This window comes from Paenibacillus beijingensis (genome assembly GCF_000961095.1).
GTDB classification, from domain to species: domain Bacteria; phylum Bacillota; class Bacilli; order Paenibacillales; family Paenibacillaceae; genus Paenibacillus_O; species Paenibacillus_O beijingensis.
In genome coordinates this window covers 1548365-1566759 of record NZ_CP011058.1, presented here as the reverse complement: position 1 = coordinate 1566759, position 18395 = coordinate 1548365, and the positions used below count along the sequence as shown (strand labels likewise).

General features: G+C 52.4%; 16 protein-coding genes. 13 read left to right on the top strand and 3 right to left on the bottom strand.

Annotation, left to right across the window (positions count from 1 at the left end):
• Window positions 1-39: 39 nt before the first annotated feature.
• Window positions 40-720 (bottom strand): GntR family transcriptional regulator, encoded by a 681-nt coding sequence (locus VN24_RS07065; protein WP_052702833.1) that lies wholly within the window; start codon window positions 718-720, stop codon window positions 40-42.
• Between the two features lie 212 nt (window positions 721-932).
• On the opposite strand from VN24_RS07065, the gene VN24_RS07060 reads away from it, so the two are divergent.
• The 10 genes from VN24_RS07060 (at window position 933) to mmuM (ending at window position 12160) form a co-directional block, all read left to right on the top strand.
• Window positions 933-2144 (top strand): cystathionine gamma-synthase family protein, encoded by a 1212-nt coding sequence (locus VN24_RS07060; RefSeq protein WP_238590853.1) that lies wholly within the window; start codon window positions 933-935, stop codon window positions 2142-2144.
• A 25-nt stretch (window positions 2145-2169) separates the two neighbouring features.
• On the top strand, window positions 2170-3210 hold the full coding sequence (locus tag VN24_RS07055; protein ID WP_045669814.1) for a homoserine dehydrogenase: 1041 nt from the start codon (window positions 2170-2172) through the stop codon (window positions 3208-3210).
• A 36-nt stretch (window positions 3211-3246) separates the two neighbouring features.
• Window positions 3247-4695 carry an aldehyde dehydrogenase family protein gene (locus VN24_RS07050; protein ID WP_420798607.1) on the top strand — a complete coding sequence of 483 codons (1449 nt, stop codon included), beginning with the start codon at window positions 3247-3249 and terminating at the stop codon, window positions 4693-4695.
• Between the two features lie 37 nt (window positions 4696-4732).
• Window positions 4733-6148 (top strand): aspartate ammonia-lyase, encoded by a 1416-nt coding sequence (locus VN24_RS07045; RefSeq protein WP_045669813.1) that lies wholly within the window; start codon window positions 4733-4735, stop codon window positions 6146-6148.
• Window positions 6149-6182: 34 nt separating this feature from the next.
• Window positions 6183-7586, top strand: a complete 1404-nt coding sequence (locus tag VN24_RS07040; protein WP_045669812.1) for an amino acid permease — start codon at window positions 6183-6185, stop codon at window positions 7584-7586.
• Window positions 7587-7700: 114 nt separating this feature from the next.
• Window positions 7701-8543, top strand: a complete 843-nt coding sequence (locus VN24_RS07035; RefSeq protein ID WP_238590852.1) for a YitT family protein — start codon at window positions 7701-7703, stop codon at window positions 8541-8543.
• Between the two features lie 354 nt (window positions 8544-8897).
• Complete coding sequence (locus VN24_RS07030) at window positions 8898-9680, top strand: basic amino acid ABC transporter substrate-binding protein (RefSeq protein ID WP_045669810.1); 783 nt, start codon at window positions 8898-8900, stop codon at window positions 9678-9680.
• 40 nt (window positions 9681-9720) lie between these two features.
• On the top strand, window positions 9721-10473 hold the full coding sequence (locus VN24_RS07025; RefSeq protein ID WP_045669809.1) for an amino acid ABC transporter permease: 753 nt from the start codon (window positions 9721-9723) through the stop codon (window positions 10471-10473).
• Window positions 10466-11188: an amino acid ABC transporter ATP-binding protein gene (locus VN24_RS07020; RefSeq protein WP_045669808.1), complete on the top strand. Its 723-nt coding sequence runs from the start codon at window positions 10466-10468 to the stop codon at window positions 11186-11188. The genes VN24_RS07025 and VN24_RS07020 overlap by 8 nt, the downstream gene beginning before the upstream one ends.
• 36 nt (window positions 11189-11224) lie before the next feature.
• Window positions 11225-12160 (top strand): homocysteine S-methyltransferase, encoded by a 936-nt coding sequence (mmuM, locus tag VN24_RS07015; protein WP_045669807.1) that lies wholly within the window; start codon window positions 11225-11227, stop codon window positions 12158-12160.
• A 192-nt stretch (window positions 12161-12352) separates the two neighbouring features.
• Here the strand turns inward: mmuM and VN24_RS07010 are convergent, their stop codons facing one another.
• Together VN24_RS07010 and VN24_RS07005 are read right to left on the bottom strand one after the other, a co-directional pair.
• On the bottom strand, window positions 12353-13669 hold the full coding sequence (locus VN24_RS07010; protein ID WP_045669806.1) for a glutamate-1-semialdehyde 2,1-aminomutase: 1317 nt from the start codon (window positions 13667-13669) through the stop codon (window positions 12353-12355).
• A 449-nt stretch (window positions 13670-14118) separates the two neighbouring features.
• Window positions 14119-15225: an LCP family protein gene (locus VN24_RS07005; protein WP_045669805.1), complete on the bottom strand. Its 1107-nt coding sequence runs from the start codon at window positions 15223-15225 to the stop codon at window positions 14119-14121.
• 281 nt (window positions 15226-15506) lie between these two features.
• Here VN24_RS07005 and VN24_RS07000 point away from each other — a divergent pair, with 281 nt between their 5' ends.
• The 3 genes from VN24_RS07000 to VN24_RS06990 are packed head-to-tail and all read left to right on the top strand — an operon-like array spanning window position 15507 to window position 18314.
• A complete protein-coding gene (locus VN24_RS07000; RefSeq protein ID WP_045669804.1) occupies window positions 15507-16733 on the top strand; it encodes an ABC transporter ATP-binding protein in 1227 nt (408 codons plus the stop codon).
• Window positions 16726-17520 carry an ABC transporter permease gene (locus VN24_RS06995; RefSeq protein ID WP_045669803.1) on the top strand — a complete coding sequence of 265 codons (795 nt, stop codon included), beginning with the start codon at window positions 16726-16728 and terminating at the stop codon, window positions 17518-17520. The genes VN24_RS07000 and VN24_RS06995 overlap by 8 nt, the downstream gene beginning before the upstream one ends.
• Before the next feature lie 2 nt (window positions 17521-17522).
• Window positions 17523-18314 (top strand): ABC transporter permease, encoded by a 792-nt coding sequence (locus tag VN24_RS06990; RefSeq protein WP_045669802.1) that lies wholly within the window; start codon window positions 17523-17525, stop codon window positions 18312-18314.
• Window positions 18315-18395: the final 81 nt, after the last annotated feature.

The following is an 18395-nucleotide window of genomic DNA, read 5'->3' as shown; positions in this document are numbered from 1 at the left end:
TGATTGTTTTCTAAGGAACGCTCATTATCATTTGTCAGTTTAGATCATATCGGTGTAATCGATTTTCCAATGTACGTTTTTAATGAAATCTTCGAGTTTTTGCTTGTCCTTGTTAAGAAACAACTGGATGATCGTTTTGTGATGCCGGTTCATTTCTTCCAAAACGGTGAACAGTTTTTGTTTGTTTTCGCTCAAATAGATATTGCGTATGAAGCTGTTTTGCAGCGACTTCAGCAATTCGATCAAGGTATCGTTATGGCATTTATTAACGTATATGTTATGGAATTCATTTTGGTACTTCTGGTAGTCATTGTAGTTTTGCTGTTCGATCGCATGGTCGATTTGGATAACGAGCGCTTCCATTTGGGCGATTTCTTTGTCGGAGAGCTGGCCTACGGCCAACGTTGCGGCTAAAGCGTCCAATGTTCCGATGATCTGAAAGACGTCCAGCTTTTTTTTCGTATCGAGTTCTTTAACGGTAAATCCCTTCCGTGGAACAAACTCGAGCAGGTTGTCGGAAGCCAGCTGAATCAGCGCTTCCCGAACGGGAGTGCGGCTGACGTTTAAAGCTTTGCATATGGCATCTTCTTTCACCTTTTGTTTCGGAAGAAGGGTGCCATTCTGAATGCGTTCGGCAATATATTCATATACATGCTCTTTGAGGGACAGGTATTTGGTCGTAATAAGAAAACCTCCTTCATTTCCTTGCGATAAATACAATATACACTAATTTACGCAAAAATAAAATGCTGGCAATGGCTGAATCGCATGCACAGGGCGGCTGATTACGGGGGAACAGACCGATTAGAGCGATAAAGGCGTTGGAAAAAAGGTGTTGATAAAGGGGAGCGGCGGTGGTATGATCAACTCAGCGAAAATTTGTATACAATATATAGTATATTTTAATTCAGAAAAGATAAGGGTGAAAACTTATGGACCACAGCATGGAACAGGCCGGCAGCGGAACTAAAGTCGTTTGGGCGGGCGAGAAGCCTTTCCGAGCTTTTGGGGCGACACAGGTCCCCGTTGTGTTAAGTGTAGCCTACGATTACGACGACGTAGATGAATGGTACGAAACGGCTCTTGGCAACAGGCCGGGTTATACGTACAACCGGATGGATAATCCGACCGTGCAGGCGTTCGAAGCGAAGATCCGGACGCTTGAGTGTGCAGAAGCCGCGGTTGCTTTTTCGTCGGGAATGGCAGCAATCAGCAGCGCGTTGTATACATTTCTGCGGCCGGGTGACCGGGTCGTGTCCGTTAAGGACACCTATGGCGGAACGAATAAAATATTCACCGAATTTCTTCCGAATATTGATGTGGATGTCGAGCTGTGTACGACCGGCGATCATGATCAGATGGAACGCGAGATCGCCAAAGGCTGCAAAATTGTCTATCTTGAAACGCCGACCAATCCGACGCTGAAAATTACGGACATCAACCGGCTGGCAAAAGCCGCAAAAGCCGTAGGCGCCTTGGTGCTTGTCGACAACACATTCGCGACGCCGATCAATCAGAATCCGCTCCGTCTGGGCGCCGATCTTGTCATTCACAGCGCCACGAAGTTTCTGGGCGGCCATGCTGATGCGCTCGGCGGCGTCGTATGCGGAGCTAAAGCGCTGACCGACAAGATTTATCATTACCGGGAAATTAACGGCGCCACGATGGACCCCTGGTCGGCTTATCTCATCCTGCGCGGGATGAAGACGCTTAAACTGCGCGTCAACCAGCAAAGCGGAAGCGCAATGGAAATCGCGAAATTTTTGCAGTCGCAGAAGATGGTCGAAGCCGTATATTATCCGGGACTCCCAACCCATCCGAACCATGATATCGCCAAACGGCAGATGCACGGTTTCGGCGCAATCGTCAGCATGGTTCTCAAAGGCGAAATGGAAGCGATCAAGGTGATGCTTCCCAAACTCAAATATGCCAATCGCGCCGGGAATCTGGGAGCGGTGGAAACGATTTACGGGCCGGCGCGAACGACAAGCCATGTGGAATGTACATTGGAGGAAAGACAGATTCTTGGAATTTCAGAGGGACTGCTGCGAATGTCCGTTGGCATTGAAGATACCGAGGACCTGATTGCGGATTTAAAACAGGCGTTTGAATATTTGGAATCCAAGCTTGAGCAGCATGTATAAAATTTATTCATAGGAAGGTGCAATCATGGAACATAAAATCGCAATGCTTGGTTTTGGCGTCGTCGGTCAGGGGTTGGCGGAAATTATTCTGGAGAAAGCCGGGTCATTGGTGCAAGACACAGGGTTTCAGCCTAAAGTAGTCGCCATTTCCGACAAAATGAAGGGGGCAGTTTATAACCCGGACGGTTTGGATTTATCAGAGGTGCTGCGGGCGGTTAAGGAAACCGGCACTCTGGATGCCTATCCGGAAGAGTCGGGGCTGATCCGCGGTTGGGACAGCTTCCAAACAATCACGGAGACAAACGCGGATACGATCGTTGAACTGACTTTTACCGACGTGAACACCGGACAACCCGCGATCGATCATTGCAAAGCGGCATTCGAGAGCAAGAAAAATGTGGTGATGAGCAACAAAGGGCCTGTTGCGCTGGCGTACAAGGAACTTTCGGAGATCGCGAAGGAGAACGGCGTGTGCTGGGGATTCGAAGGTACGGTCATGAGCGGAACGCCTTCGCTCCGCATGCCGCTCGTTTCACTTGCAGGCAATGAGATCCGGGAAGTCAAAGGCATCTTGAACGGGACGACCAATTTTATTTTGACCCGGATGGAAGAAGGGCTTCGTTATGAGGATGCACTGGCCGAAGCCCAGTCCCTCGGCTACGCGGAAGCCGATCCGACTAGCGATGTGGAAGGATACGATGCGCAATATAAAATTACGATACTTGCCAATACGGTTATGAACATTCCGCTTTCGCGGGATGATGTTTCCCGCGAGGGCATCGTGCATTTGACACAGGAAGATATTCACACCGCCAAATCGCAAGGGAAACGATGGAAGCTGATCGCTTCCTGCCGCAAGGAAGGCAACCGAGTCATCGCCAAGGTCGGTCCGGAAGCGGTTCCGTTAACCGATCCTCTCTCCAGTGTGGGAGGCGCGGTAAATGCGGTGACTTACGATTGCGATTTGGCTGGACCGATTACGCTGATCGGCGCAGGGGCCGGCAGGAAAGAAACGGGATTTTCCATTCTGATTGACCTGATCAATATTAACCGTAATCAGCTGTAATCAGCATTTATCACCATCATGACTGGAGAGTGTAAAATGGCAATGGAAATGATGACTGGGTTGCGTCGTCCGATGTTTCTTGGCGGTGAATGGGTATTCCGAGAGCGGATCATTGAAGTCCGCGATCCGCAAGATAACAGTCTCTTTGCGACGGTGCCTGCCGCAAGCAAAGAAGATATGCTGCATGCCGTTGAGCAGGCGAAACAAGGGTTTAAAATCGCGGCAGCGATGCCGGTTCATGAGCGGATTTCCATCTTGAACCGTGCTGCCGATTGGGTGGAAGCATATAAGGAAACGTATGCCGTTACGATCGCCCGCGAAGGTGTCAAAACGATTCGCGAAGCGCGCAAGGAAGTGAGCCGGTGCGTCCAGACGCTTCGGATCAGCGCAGAGGAAGCCAGACGCATTGCCGGCGAAACGATTCCTTTCGACCAGATGCCGGGAAGCGAACAGCGCATCGGCTATTATTACCGGTTCCCGATCGGCGTCATCGGAGCGATTACGCCCTTTAACGATCCGCTTAACCTGGTTGCCCATAAAATCGGTCCGGCGATTGCTGCAGGCAATGCGATCATCGTGCTGCCCACCGCTGTCACGCCGCTGAGCGCCCTGCTGCTGGCGGAGGCATTTGAGAAAGCGGGCCTGCCCTCCAAAGTATTGACGGTTATTACCGGCTATGGGGCTGAAATAGGTGACGCTCTGGTTACACACCCGGATGTGAGGATGATTTCGTTTACGGGCGGTCTTGCTACCGGACAAGCCATTATGCAGAAGGCCGGACTGAAAAAAATGAGCATGGAGCTCGGCTCCAACTCCCCGATGATCGTGCTTGACGATGGAGATATCGAAGCCGCGGCCGAAGCGGCCGTTTCCGGCGCATTCTGGGCTGCGGGCCAGAACTGCGTGGGCGTGCAGCGGATTTACGTCCAGAACGACGCTTACGACGCGTTTGTCTCTCGGCTCGTTCATCTCGCAAGCAGGTACAGGACCGGCAGCAAGCTGGATGAAGAAACGGATATGGGGCCGCTTATTAATGAAATAGAAGCGAGGCGCGTCGAAAGCTGGGTTCAGGAAGCGATCGAACAAGGCGGCAGGCTTCTGTGCGGAGGCAAGCGCAACGGTTCATTTTTTGCGCCTACGGTTATGGAACAGGTTCCGCACGACTGCCGTTTGGCAAAGGATGAAGTGTTCGGTCCCGTTGTTACCGTGTATCCGGTGCCGGATCTTGAAACGGCAATTGAGCGGTCCAACAATGTCGCCTTCGGACTGCATGCCGGCATTTTCACCCGCGACATCCATAAGGCGTTCCGTGCCGTTCGCGGATTGGAAGTGGGCGGCGTCATGGTCAACGACAGCTCGGATTACCGCATCGACGCCATGCCGTTCGGCGGCGTGAAAGGATCGGGGATCGGTCGGGAAGGGATCAAGTTCGCCCTTCAGGATATGACCGAGACGAAAGTCGTTTGTTTGAACATGTCTCAATAAGCGGGCGGACTGGTGCAGGAGCGGAAGGAGAAGGCGTATGGCTTATCGAATCGAACGCGATTTTTTGGGTGAACGAATGGTTCCCTCCGAAGCGTATTACGGCATTCAGACGATTCGTGCAACGGAAAATTTTCCGATTACGGGTGTACCTGTACACCGGGAGCTTATCGTTGCGCTTGCAGAGGTGAAAAAAGCGGCGGCAACAGCAAACATGGAGATCGGCATTCTGCGGCATGCTGTCGGCAGCGCGGTTGTACAGGCAGCCGAAGAGGCGGCCCAAGGAAAATTTGCCGACCAGTTTGTCGTCGACGCCATTCAAGGCGGCGCAGGCACCTCGATTAATATGAACATGAATGAAGTGCTGGCAAACCGCGCGCTGGAATTGATGGGGAAGCAAAAGGGCGAATATTTCTATTGTTCCCCGAACAATCACGTCAATATGTCGCAATCGACGAACGATACGGTTCCGACGGCGATCCGGATTGCCGCTTATCGCCTGTCGATGCGCTTGCTTGAGACGGTGCGGCTGCTGCAGGAGGGGCTGCAGGAGAAGGCGGATCAATTCGACCGTGTGATAAAAATGGGACGAACCCATTTGCAGGATGCGGTACCGATTCGTCTCGGCCAGGAGTTTGGCGCATACGCCCGGGTCATCGGACGCGACCGGGAGCGGATTCAGCGGGCGGCGGATGCTTTGCTGACGGTAAATATCGGCGCTACCGCAGTCGGAACCGGGTTGAACGCGGATCCCCGCTATATCGTTCGGGCCGCCGAATTGCTGGCCCAGCAGCTCCAACTGCCGATCAAATCGGCGCCGGATCTCGTTGATGCGACTCAGAATACGGATGCGTATACGACGTTGTCCGCTTCACTGAAGATCATGTCCGTTAATTTGTCGAAAATGGCAAATGACATCCGTTTGATGGCTTCGGGGCCAAGAACGGGCTTTGGCGAAATCCGTCTACCGGCCCGGCAGCCGGGCTCTTCCATTATGCCCGGCAAAGTAAATCCGGTTATACCGGAAGTGATCAATCAGGTCGCGTTTCAAGTCATCGGCAATGACCTGGCGATTTCCATGGCTGCGGAAGCCGGACAATTTGAGCTTAACGTCATGGGTCCTGTAATCGCCAATAACCTGCTGCAATCCCTTACCATTTTGCACAACGGCCTGGACGTATTCGGACGGTTTGCGCTTGACGAAATGGAAGCGAATGAAGACGTCTGCAGGGAGCATGTCAACAAAAGCTTTGGCATTCTGACCGCATTAAACCCTCATCTCGGTTATGAAACGGCCTCCAGGCTCGTAAAAGAAGCGCTGCATTCCGGACGGACAATTCAGGCTATTTGTCTGGAGCAGCAGCTTCTGACAAAGGATGAATTGGACGATATTTTGAACCCGTACGAGATGACGTCTCCTGGCATATCGGGAGCTCATCATCTGCAGAAGGGATAAGCACAAGCTTCTTTACACGTTGGAGGAGATCACAATGAACGCAAACGACAACAGAGAGCATGAACTGAAGCGGACGTTACAAAGCCGGCATTTATTTATGATCTCGCTTGGCGGTGTCATCGGTGCCGGTCTGTTTCTGAGCAGCGGCTATATTATTAATCAGGCAGGTCCCGGCGGAGCCATTCTCGCTTATTTGATCGGCGGGCTTATCATGTACTTGGTCATGCAGTGTTTGGGTGAATTAAGTGTGGCCATGCCCGTCACGGGGGCATTTCAGACCTATGCGACGAAATTTATCGGACCTGCGACCGGATTTACGATAGGGCTGCTCTATTGGCTAACGTGGGTGGTAACGGTAGGCTCTGAATTTACAGCGTGCGGACTGCTGATGCAGCGTTGGTTTCCTGAGGTTTCGGTCTGGGTTTGGAGCGCTGTTTTTGCAGCTTTGCTATTCATTTTGAATGCGTTCACCGTCAAATTTTTTGCCGAGTCCGAATTTTGGTTCTCCGCCATTAAAATCGTGGTCATCCTTTTGTTTATTGTTTTGGGCGGAGCGGCCATGTTCGGAATGATTCCGATGAAGGAAACGGCCGAGGCGCCAATGCTGTCCCATTTGGTCGGGGAGGGCGGTTTGCTGCCGAACGGCTTTATACCGGTGCTGATTACGATGATCTCGGTAAACTTCGCATTCTCGGGGACGGAACTGATTGGCGTTACCGCAGGTGAAACGAAACAGCCGGAGCGAGATATTCCCAGATCGATACGCAATGTCGTTTGGCGGACGCTGCTGTTTTTTATCGGGGCCGTATTTGTCCTGTCCGGTCTCATTTCATGGAAGGAAGCCGGCGTAATCGAGAGTCCGTTTGTTACGGTATTCGATCAAATCGGGATCCCTTATGCCGCCGATATCATGAATTTCGTCATTTTGACCGCATTATTGTCCGTTGGCAATTCGGGGCTGTATGCATCGACGCGTATGCTGTGGGCACTGTCCAAGGAAAATATGATCAGTCCAATATTCGGGAAAGTGACGAAGAGAGGCGTGCCTCTTCATGCGTTAATCGCCTGCATGGCGGTTGCATGCTTGTCGCTGCTCTCCAGCATTATTGCGGCCGAAACGGTATATCTGGTGCTGATCGCCATCTCCGGATTTGCGGTTGTTGCGGTCTGGATGGGGATTGCCGCCTCGCAATTCATGTTCCGCCGCCGTTTTATCCTGGAGGGAGGAGACATCCGGAATTTAAAATTCCGCACTCCGTGGTATCCATTCGTTCCGATTGCGGCGTTTCTGTTATGTCTGGCATCCTGCATCGGACTCGCGTTTGATCCAAACCAAAGGATTGCGCTGTATTGCGGGATCCCGTTTGTTGCCGTCTGTTATTTGAGCTACTTCATGAAACAAAGAGGAAAAGCTGCTTCCCGGCAAACGGCTAATTGAAAAATGAATATTAAACCTACCTGCAATTCCGACAAAGGCTGCCGCAACAACGGCAGCCTTTGTGCATAAGCCTTTGCGCATCAAGGTCATCGTTGTCCGGAAAGGATGATTATCTTGTACGAGAGAATAAAACAATGCCTCGCCATTACGCTCGGATCTGCTCTGGTAGGGTTCAGCATGAATTATTTTAATCTGGCCAACGGATTATCGGAAGGGGGAATTGCGGGAATCAGCCTGCTGCTCGAATATGTCCTCCGGTGGAATACCGGTATGATGTATCTGTTGTTTAATATTCCACTGCTGCTGTTAGGCTGGAAGGCGCTGGGGAAACGATCGTTTCTCTATACCGTTTTGGCGACCGTTATGATGTCCGTCTTTTTGTTCCTGTTCCGGGAGCTCCGGTTTCCGATGAACGATTTGCTGCTGGCGTCATTGTATGCCGGCGTATTATCCGGAATTGGCGTCGGCATTATATTCCGTTACGGAGGGACGAGCGGCGGTACGGATATCGTGGCTCAAATATTGCATAACTATTTCGGATGGCCGGTCGGCAGAAGCCTGTTTGCCTTTGATGCGGCAACGCTTCTGTTGTCGCTCGTTTTTTTGGATAAAGAACGAATGATGTATACGATTGTAACGGTATTTGTAGGATCGCGCGTGCTGGATCTTGTTCTGGAAGGCGTGCAGCGGGGCAAAGCGGTCGTCGTGATTTCCAATCAGGCAAAACGAATATCCGATGCTGTGAACAAAGAGATGGGAAGGGGAACGACTCTTATCGATGGGAGAGGAGGGTACACCAATGAAGAGCGGCCGATTTTGTACTGCGTTGTCAGCCGGGTGGAAGTGATGAAGATTAAGCGCCTCATTCGTAACGTGGACCCTTATGCGTTTGTAACGGTCAGCGATATTTTTGAAGTGCTCGGAGAAGGGTTTAAAGCAAGCGGGGACGGAACATAACAGCATATTGTTGTTTGACTTCCGGATCGGGCAGAGGTCGGTAAGAAAAATGTTTACAAAAAACCGTATACAATATACTATATAAAGTATAAATGATGTTAACTTTTCTGACTTGATTTTGAGAGATTCTACTCGATAGTGCCATCTGAACGAAAGGGGAGAAATAGGAGCGAAATCGAAGATTAGCGATATAAATGGCGAAAAAACCAGGATTTATATGCCAATTGCGGGGGTGATTCAACGATTCATACTTAATCGCGTAAGCAGCGATAAGTTTCTGTTCGACAATGAAGACCGAATAAGTTGTTAAGTATATTGTATATAATTTGACAATAAACAAGGAGTGTATGAAACATGAAAAACCTAAAGACCGTAATGATGTTCGCAATCTCGCTTGTCATGATCGTCACATTGGCAGCCTGCGGCGCCGGTAAGAATGAGGAAACAGGAAGCGGTTCGGCTAAAGAATACATCGTGGCTACAGACGCAAGCTATGCCCCTTTTGAATCGTTGACGGAGAAAAATGAATTTATCGGTTTTGATATTGAGCTTGTGAAAGCGGTAGCGGAAAAAGGCGGCATTAACATCAAAATCGTGAACACGCCATGGGAAGGAATGTTTGCCACTCTTAACAATGGCGACCGCGATTTATTGGTTTCGGCAATCACCATTACGGACGAGCGTAAGAAAGAATACGATTTTTCCGATCCTTATTTCGAGGCAAGACAATCGATGGCTGTCCCTAACAACACTTCGATCAAAAATTTTGCGGAATTGAAAGGAAAAAAAGTGGGCGTGCAAACCGGAACAACGGGTGATGAAGTGGTTTCCAAGCTGATGGGGGCGGACAGTAAAGATATCCGACGTTTTGAAACGACTCCTCTTGCTCTGAAAGAACTGGAGAACGGTGGGGTGGACGCTGTAGTGGCGGACAACGGCGTCGTAAAGTATTACGTGAAAAATAATCCGGATAAAGGGTTTAAAACGATCGACGAGCCGTTGTTTGCAGCTGAATATTACGGCTTTGTGATGAAAAAGGGAAATACGGAACTGATGGGCAAAATTAACGACGGACTCAAGAAAATTAAAGAAGACGGAACTTACGACGCGATTTACAACAAGTACTTTGGCGAATAAATGCGCACCGCTTATTTTATCGATGAAGGCAGGTTAACGAATGGATTTAAGATGGGACATTATTCAAAATTATTTGCCTATGTTTCTTCAAGGCGCCGTAATGACGCTGCAGTTAACCGTAATCTCAATCCTGCTCGGAACTCTCCTTGGGTTACTCACTGCCATTGCGCGAATGGCCAACATGAAACGCGGGATATTAAAGCATCTTGTACTGCTTTTGATCCGGGTGCCGGCAATCGTATATATCACGCTTTTCCGGGGAACGCCGCTGTTTGTTCAAATTCTGATCGTTCACTTTGGTTTAATGCCTCTTTTTATCAATCCGGAGAACGGTTGGTTCATTAGCGGCGAATTGGCCAGACAAATTAAACTTTCGGACGGGACCTTCTCGGGCACATTTCTGTCCGGTGCCGTCGCTTTAACCTTGAACGCCGGTGCTTATATTGCCGAGATCTTTCGGGCGGGCATCCAATCGTTGGACAAAGGGCAAAGCGAAGCCGCCCGTTCATTGGGATTTTCTTATGCGAAAACGATGCGTTTCATCATCATCCCCCAGGCTTTTCGCCGCATGCTGCCCGCACTCGGAAATGAAACGATCTCATTGCTGAAAGACTCGTCGCTCGTATCGGCCATCGGCCTGGCCGAACTGGCATATGCCGCCCGTGCGGCATTCGGGGCAACAACTCGCGTATGGGAGCCGTATTTGACCATTTCCGTGATGTACCTACTGATGACTTTAGGGCTTTCATTAGTCGTTTCGTGGCTTGAAAGGAGGTACGGCAAAGGTGATTAACGTATCCGGGCTCCACAAGAAATACGGCCATAACGAAGTGTTAAAAGGAGTAACGTGCCAAATCGATACAAAAGAAGTGGTCTGTGTCATCGGGCCTTCCGGTTCCGGCAAAAGCACGTTTTTACGCTGCTTAAACGGTTTAGAAGAGATTACTTCCGGAAACGTGGTCGTTGACGGCTATCATATTCATGATCCCAAAGTGAAGATGGATAAGGCAAGAGAGGAAGTAGGAATGGTGTTTCAGCGTTTTAACCTGTTTCCTCATCTGACCGTACTGGACAATATTACGCTCGGTCCAAGGAAGATCCGCAAGCTGTCGAAGCACGAAGCCGAAACGAGGGCGCGGGCGCTGCTCGCCAAAGTAGGGTTATCCGAGAAAGCCGATGTCTATCCGGGCTCATTGTCCGGCGGCCAGCAGCAGCGGGTTGCCATTGCCCGTGCGCTTGCGATGCAGCCGAAAATCATGCTGTTTGACGAGCCGACTTCCGCGCTTGATCCGAACATGGTGGGGGAAGTGCTCGATGTCATGAAGTCTCTGGCGCAGGAAGGCATGACGATGGTCGTCGTTACGCATGAAATGGGCTTTGCGCGCGAAGTCGCCGACCGGGTCATTTTTATGGATCAAGGCATTATATTAAAAGAAGGATCGCCCGAGCAAATGTTTAATAACAACGAGGACGAACGATTGCGCAAGTTTTTGCGCAACAATTCATAACGATTATCATGATGGGAAGGAGCATGCATATCCATTATGAATCCGATTGAACATGTATTGAAACATTTCCCGTTAATCATTTTAGACGGTGCAATGGCAACCGAGCTTGAAGGCCGCGGCTGCAATTTGAACGATAGCTTATGGTCGGCCGGAATATTGCTGGAAAACCCGGAGTTAATCCGACAGGTGCATCTGGATTATTTTGCTGCAGGCGCAGACTGCGCGATTACGGCCAGTTATCAGGCAACCGTTGAAGGATACGCCGCACGCGGTTTAGGGAAAGATGAAGCCATTCGCCTGATACAGAAATCCGTGCGGGTAGCCGTACAAGCAAGAGATGAGTTTTGGGAACTTCCCGACAATCGGTTCAACCGGCCGAAACCGCTCGTCGCCGCATCCGTGGGGCCGTACGGCGCATTTCTTGCCGATGGTTCGGAATACAGGGGAGATTACCGGTTGAATGAATCCGAATTGATGAATTTCCATCGGTTGCGGATGAAAGCTCTTATTGATGCGGGTGCCGATATTTTCGCCTGCGAAACGATTCCTTCCTTTACTGAAGCAAAAGCGATTGTTAAATTGCTGGAAGAGTTTCCGGATACGTATGCATGGATTAGCTTCAGCGCAAAAGACGAGCGGCACATCAGCGACGGAACCCCGATTGCCGAGTGTGCGCAGTGGCTCGATCAGCAGAGGCAGGTCGCCGCAATCGGCATTAATTGCTCGCCGACGCACATCATCACTCCGCTGATACAAGAAATCCGCAAGCATACGGCGAAACCAATTGTTGTCTATCCGAATTCGGGAGAGCATTACGATCCCGTAACGAAAACATGGAGCGGGGCATCTTCTGAAAAAGACTACGGTGAGTATGCTTATGAATGGTATGGGCACGGTGCCCGGTTAATCGGCGGCTGCTGCAGAACAAGCCCGGAGGATATCGGGAGAATCGCCGGTTGGGCAAGAAAATGATTGTTGTCGCGAAGCGGTATCATTATGAATGTTTTCCTATTCGCAGCACAAAAAAAGAATCCCGTCTTTTAATGGACGGGATTCTTTTTTTTGTGCCAATGAGAGATAAACAGCCCAAGGGTACCGTATGGGAGTGGCGGGTATTCGTAAACGGCAACGCGAGCCAAAAGTCAAAGGTTATGCCGGACGGGCCTAACTCTTTACCGCTGCAAAAGCCTGCTCGGCAGCGGCAATCGTCTCGTCGATATCGGCGTCCGTGTGGGCCGTCGTCAGGAACCAGGCTTCGTATTTCGACGGTGCGAGGCAAACTCCAAGGTCCAGCATCTGCCGGAAAAAGGAAGCGAACTGCTCGCTGTCGGTCAGCTGGGCTTCCTCGTAATTCGTAACCGGATGATCGCAAAAATGGACCGAGAACGAGCCGCGGATGCGGTTGATCGTAACCGGCACACCGCTGCGCTCCGCAGCGGTGCGCAGCCCGTCGGTGAGCCGTACGGCAAGCGCGTCCATCCGTTCGTATACGCCCGGCTCCGACAGCACCTCCAGGCAGGCGATGCCGGCTGCAATGGAAGCGGGATTGCCCGCCATCGTGCCCGCCTGATAGGCCGGACCGAGCGGCGCCACCTGCTCCATAATTTGTTTGCGGCCGCCGTAAGCGCCGATCGGAAGGCCGCCGCCGATAATTTTGCCGAGCGCGGTCAAATCCGGTTCGATGGCGCTATGGTCGGGAAACGCGCCGTAAGTTTGCGCGCTGCCGTAATGGAAGCGGAAGCCGGTTATGACCTCGTCATAGATGACGAGCGCGCCGGCCTGCCGGGCGAGCGTACAGAGCCCTTCCAAGAAGCCGGGCTGCGGCATCACCATGCCGAAGTTGCCGACGATCGGCTCGACCATAACGGCAGCGACTTCGCCTCCCCAGCGGTCCAGCGCTTCCTTCAGCCCGTCGAGGTCGTTAAACGGCACCGTAATGACTTCGTGGGCGATGCTGGACGGAATGCCGGCGCTGTCAGGGATGCCGAGCGTAGACGGCCCCGACCCGGCCGCGACAAGCACCAGATCGGAATGGCCGTGATAGCAGCCGGCGAATTTGATGATTTTGTTGCGACCCGTGTAAGCGCGGGCGACGCGGATCGTCGTCATGACCGCTTCCGTGCCGGAATTGACGAACCGGACTTTATCCATCGACGGAATCGCTTCTTTCAGCATTTGGGCCATCCGGATTTCGAGCTCGGTCGGCGTGCCGTACAGCGTCCCGTTTTGCGCCGCGCGCACGATCGCTTCCGTGACGTGGGGATGGGCGTGGCCGGTAATAATCGGGCCGTAAGCGGCCAAGTAGTCAATATAGCGGTTGTCGTCGACGTCCCAGAAATGGGCGCCCTGCGCTCTGTTCATAAAAACAGGCGCGCCGCCGCCTACCGCTTTGAACGAACGGGAGGGGCTATTTACCCCGCCTACAATATGCTGAAGCGCCTCCGAGTACAGCTGCTCGGAACGGCTGCGTGATTTGGACATGTTGTTAACCTCCTAAAATGGTGGGGATGGGATGGGAGTGTGGTGGCATATGGCCGCTGCGCGGCTGACTTGCGCTTCCGATCGCTGTTGTCCTCCGATTTCTGATTGAATGAACTCAGAGGTTGAAATCGGAGGACAAAGCGTATGCTTCCGTAGTGGCTTTCTTGCAGAAAGCCTTCAGGCGAACGCTGTCGCTTCTCCAGTCGCAAGTCAGCCGCTCCGCTTGGTGCCACCACACTGTTAAGTGTGGGAACAAGGGCCGCTGCGCGGCTGGCTTGCGCTTTGGGTCCGTGAACCGATGAAGGACTAAGCAATTAAACCTTTTAAAAATCAACGGCAGAAACTAAAAAAGAGGGCAGCCGGTCTCCGTCTGGAAAGCCGGTCTGCCCTCTTGGTCCGTTATCGTCCGATGTGTTGCCCTAACGGTTTGGCAGCCCCGCTTGGCCGGCTTATTGGGTGCTGCCGCTTCCTGCGGAATTCGTGCCGTTCCCGGCGGAGCCGGTCGTGCCGGAGGCACCGGAAGCTCCGGAGCCGCCGGATTTGTCCGCGCCGGAGCTTCCGCTTCCGTCCGTGCCGGCCATTTGCGTGCTGTCTTCGGTCAGCGTTTCCTGTACATACTGGTGCAGCTTCTCTTCGTCGCGGACGGCGAGAACCGATGCTCCGCCTACTTTCTCGTCCCCGATCAGCTGCATCGGCGGCACCTGCGCGGAGCCCGACATTTGTATGTTCAAGCCGAGCGAGCTGAGCTTGAGCATGTCGCCGATCGACAGGTTCGTTTCGATGTAAGGACTGACGGCGTTAATGATTTCCGCCATATTGGCAATACTCCAGGTCGATTTCATTTTGTCGGCTACCGCCTTCATGAAATCGCGCTGCCGCTCGGTCCGGGTGAAATCGCTCATCGCGTCGTGACGGAAGCGCACATATTGCAGCGCCTTGTCGCCGTCGAGATGCTGGAACCCTTGTTTCAGATGGATGTCGTACCGGTTGCCGTCTGCGTTGTCGACGTAGTTCATATCCTTTTCGACATTGAAGTCGATGCCGCCGATCGCGTCTACGAGCGATTTAAAGCCTTCGAATTCGGTATAAACGTAGTATTGAATATGAAGTCCGAGCAAATCACCGATCGTTTTCATGGCCACATTAGGTCCGCCGAGCGCTACAGCGGCATTAATCCGGTTTGTGCCGTAGCCTTCGACATCGACAAAAGTATCGCGAAGGACGGAGAACAGATGCGCTTTTTTCGTAACGGGGTCGATTGAAACGACCAGCATGGAATCGGAACGGGCGACCTGGTTTTTCTCCAGCCCGCGGCCGTCGCCGCCCATCAGCAAAATATTGACCCGTTCCTTGCCGGTCCACTCCGGCGGCTTTTCGGTTTCGGTTTCCTGGAACTCGGTGAACCGGGATTCTTCTTTTCCTGTTTTATTCAACCCGTCTAAGGCATTATAGACATTGTAGCTATAGTAGGCGCCGCATCCGATCAGAATGACCAAAATACCGGCTATACCCCACAGCCACGGTCTTTTTTTGCTTGTTTTCGGTTTGCTTCTCATCCGGCTTGCAATCTCCCTTCCAATCCGTTGATATAAAGCCCGGATAGTGCTCGGTCCCAGGCTTCGATTATGAGCGATTCTACGTGTCAGCTTCTTTCCGCCCGTCTTGTCCATAGCCAGAAGGGGGAATGTTCTCTTGATAGTTTGTTCAACATTACATATCATAAAATTATAAATGCCGAGGTCGCATATAATCAAGTTTTATCCGTACCGGTGGAATAAATGCACAATTTCCCGGGAAATGTCGAGCTACCGCACGAGAGGAGCCAGAGATAAGCGTTATGAATGCAATTGAGGTAAAAGATTTACGCAAACAGTTCAAAGTTCAGAAGAACCGGGAAGGCCTTGCCGGAGCGCTTCAGGATCTGTTCAAACGGGAATATCGGGAAGTGACGGCCGTCAAAGATATTTCGTTTCAAATTCCGCAAGGGGAAATTTGCGGGTACATCGGCGAGAACGGAGCCGGCAAATCGACGACGATCAAGATGCTTACCGGCATTTTGGTGCCGACGAGCGGTCATTTGAAGGTCAACGGCTACGTTCCGTACAAGGATCGCGAAAAATTCGTCAGCGGCATCGGCGTCGTATTCGGTCAGCGTTCTCAGCTGTGGTGGGACATCGGCGTGATCGAGTCGTTCCAGCTGCTGCGCAAAGTGTACCGGGTGCCGGAAGCGGATTACCGCAAACGGCTCGATGAGCTGGTGGAGCGGCTGCAGCTCGGGGAGCTGCTCAATCGTCCCGTCCGCAAGCTAAGCCTCGGCCAGCGGATGCGCTGCGAGCTCGTCGCGTCGCTGCTGCACAATCCGTCGATTCTGTTTTTGGACGAGCCCACGATCGGACTCGATATCGTCGTCAAGACGGAGATCCGCGAATTTCTGAAGCAGCTGAACAAAGAGCACGGAACGACGATTCTGCTGACCACCCACGATCTGCAGGATATTGAAGCGCTTTGCTCGCGCGTCATTATGCTGGACGACGGCAAAATCATTTATGACGGCGGCCTGGAGGAATTGAAGAGCCGCTGGAGCAAGGGCCGGGAAATCCAGTTCCAGTTCGCAAACCATTACAGCCTGAAGCGAATGGAAGAACTGACGGCCGGCCTGGAAGGCGTAACGTGGCGCCGCGAAAACGAATTGACCGCGATGATGTGGCTGCCGCATTCGGTCAACGTGTCCGATGCGCTTTCGCGCGTCGTCGGCGCGGCGGAAATTCGCGACATAAAGATTTTTGAGACGAATACCGACGAAATCGTGCGGGAAATTTATTCGTCGGGCAGCGCTTCCGCCCCGGCGGACCTTGATGCTTCCGAGGATGGAGACGGCGGCAGCGGGGAAGCGCCGGAGGCTGCGGCGGGAAGCGCGCTGCAGGCCGGCGGAGCGGGTGCCGTACCGGAACCCGAGGAAGCTCTTTCCGCAGCGGGCGCAGGCATGACGGAGCCGGGCGAAAGCGGCGCACTCGAAGCGGCGGAAGGCGGGACAAGCGGGAAGGATGCGGTGAAACGTGGCTAGCGCTTATTTGGACCTGATCCGCATCCGCTTTCTCATGATGCTCGCTTACCGTGTTAACTATTACAGCGGTATCGTTATTTATGCCATTAACATTGGCGCTTATTATTTTCTGTGGGAAGCGATCTACGGCGACAAAACGACGCTCGCCGGCTTTACGGTCGCCCAAATGACGACTTACGTCGCCGTTTCGTGGATGGCGCGCGCGTTTTATTTCAACAATCTGGACCGGGAAATCGCGGGTGAAATCAAGGACGGCAGTGTCGCGATCCAGATGATCCGTCCTTACAACTATTTATTCGTCAAAATGATGCAGGGATTCGGGGAAGGGCTGTTCCGCTTCCTGCTGTTCATGATTCCGGGCATGGTGGTGGCGTGCATTTTGTTTCCCGTTACGCTGCCGACGAATCCGGGCACATGGGCGGTGTACTTGATCATGCTGTTTTTCAGCTTTCTGATCAATTCGCAGATCAACATTTTGACAGGGCTGTCCGCTTTCTTCGTGGAGAGCAGCGAAGGGATGATGCGTTTGAAGCGGGTGGCGGTAGACCTGTTCTCCGGCGTCGTCGTGCCGATCTCGTTCTTCCCGGGGTGGCTGGAAATCGCGATGAAGTGGCTGCCGTTCCAGGCGATTACGTTTTTGCCCAGCTCCGTCTTCACCGGACGGGTGACGGGGAGCGCGGTTTGGCACGTGTTCGGGCTGCAACTGGTCTGGTTCGCGGCGCTGCTCATTCCGATCGCATGGTTATGGCGGGCGGCGCGCAAGCGGCTGTTCGTGCAGGGAGGTTAACGATGTTCTATCTATCGCTGTTATGGGATTATTTCAAAAATTACGCCAAAACAAAACTGACCTACCGCGCCGACTTCTGGATCGAAGTGCTGTCGGATTTGTCGTTTCAGGCCGTCAACCTGATCTTCATTCTTGTCGTGTTTCAGCACACGCCTTCGCTCGGCGGCTGGTCGGAGGCCGAGGTCGTGTTCGTGTACGGCTTTTTCATGGTTCCGTACGGCATATTCGGCACCTTTTTCAGCCTGTGGAACTTCAGCGAGCGTTATATTGTAAAAGGGGAAATGGACCGCGTGCTGACGCGGCCCGCGCACAACTGGTTCCAGGTGCTGCTCGAAAATATGGATCCGCCGTCGCTGATCGGATCGGCTGCCGGCGCCATCATTATGGCCGTCTGCTGGGGACGCCTCGGTCTGCCGCTGGAATTCTGGGACATCCCCGTCCTGCTGCTGCTGATCTTGAGCGCCGTATTGGTATACGCGGGGCTGTATACGGCTCTGACGGCCATCTCGTTTTATTCGGATGCGCCGACGGGCATTTTGCCGTTAATGTTCAACATTCAGAACTACGGCCGCTATCCGGTCAACATTTACAACAAGGCCATCCGCTTCCTGCTGACGTGGCTTATCCCGTTCGCGTTCGTCGGGGTAATTCCGGCCTCGTATTTCCTTGACCATAAAGGGGACGGATTGTCGTCGCTCGCCCTTGTGACGCCGATCGTCGGCGTCGTCTTCTTCACGATCGGGCTGCTCGTATGGAACCACGGCGTGAAACGGTACCGGGGAGCAGGCTCTTAAACTTTTAAGACAAGACGCATAATAGGATGGCAGTTAATATAATCTAATTATTATTGAAAATAGCGAATTGAAGGGCCAAGG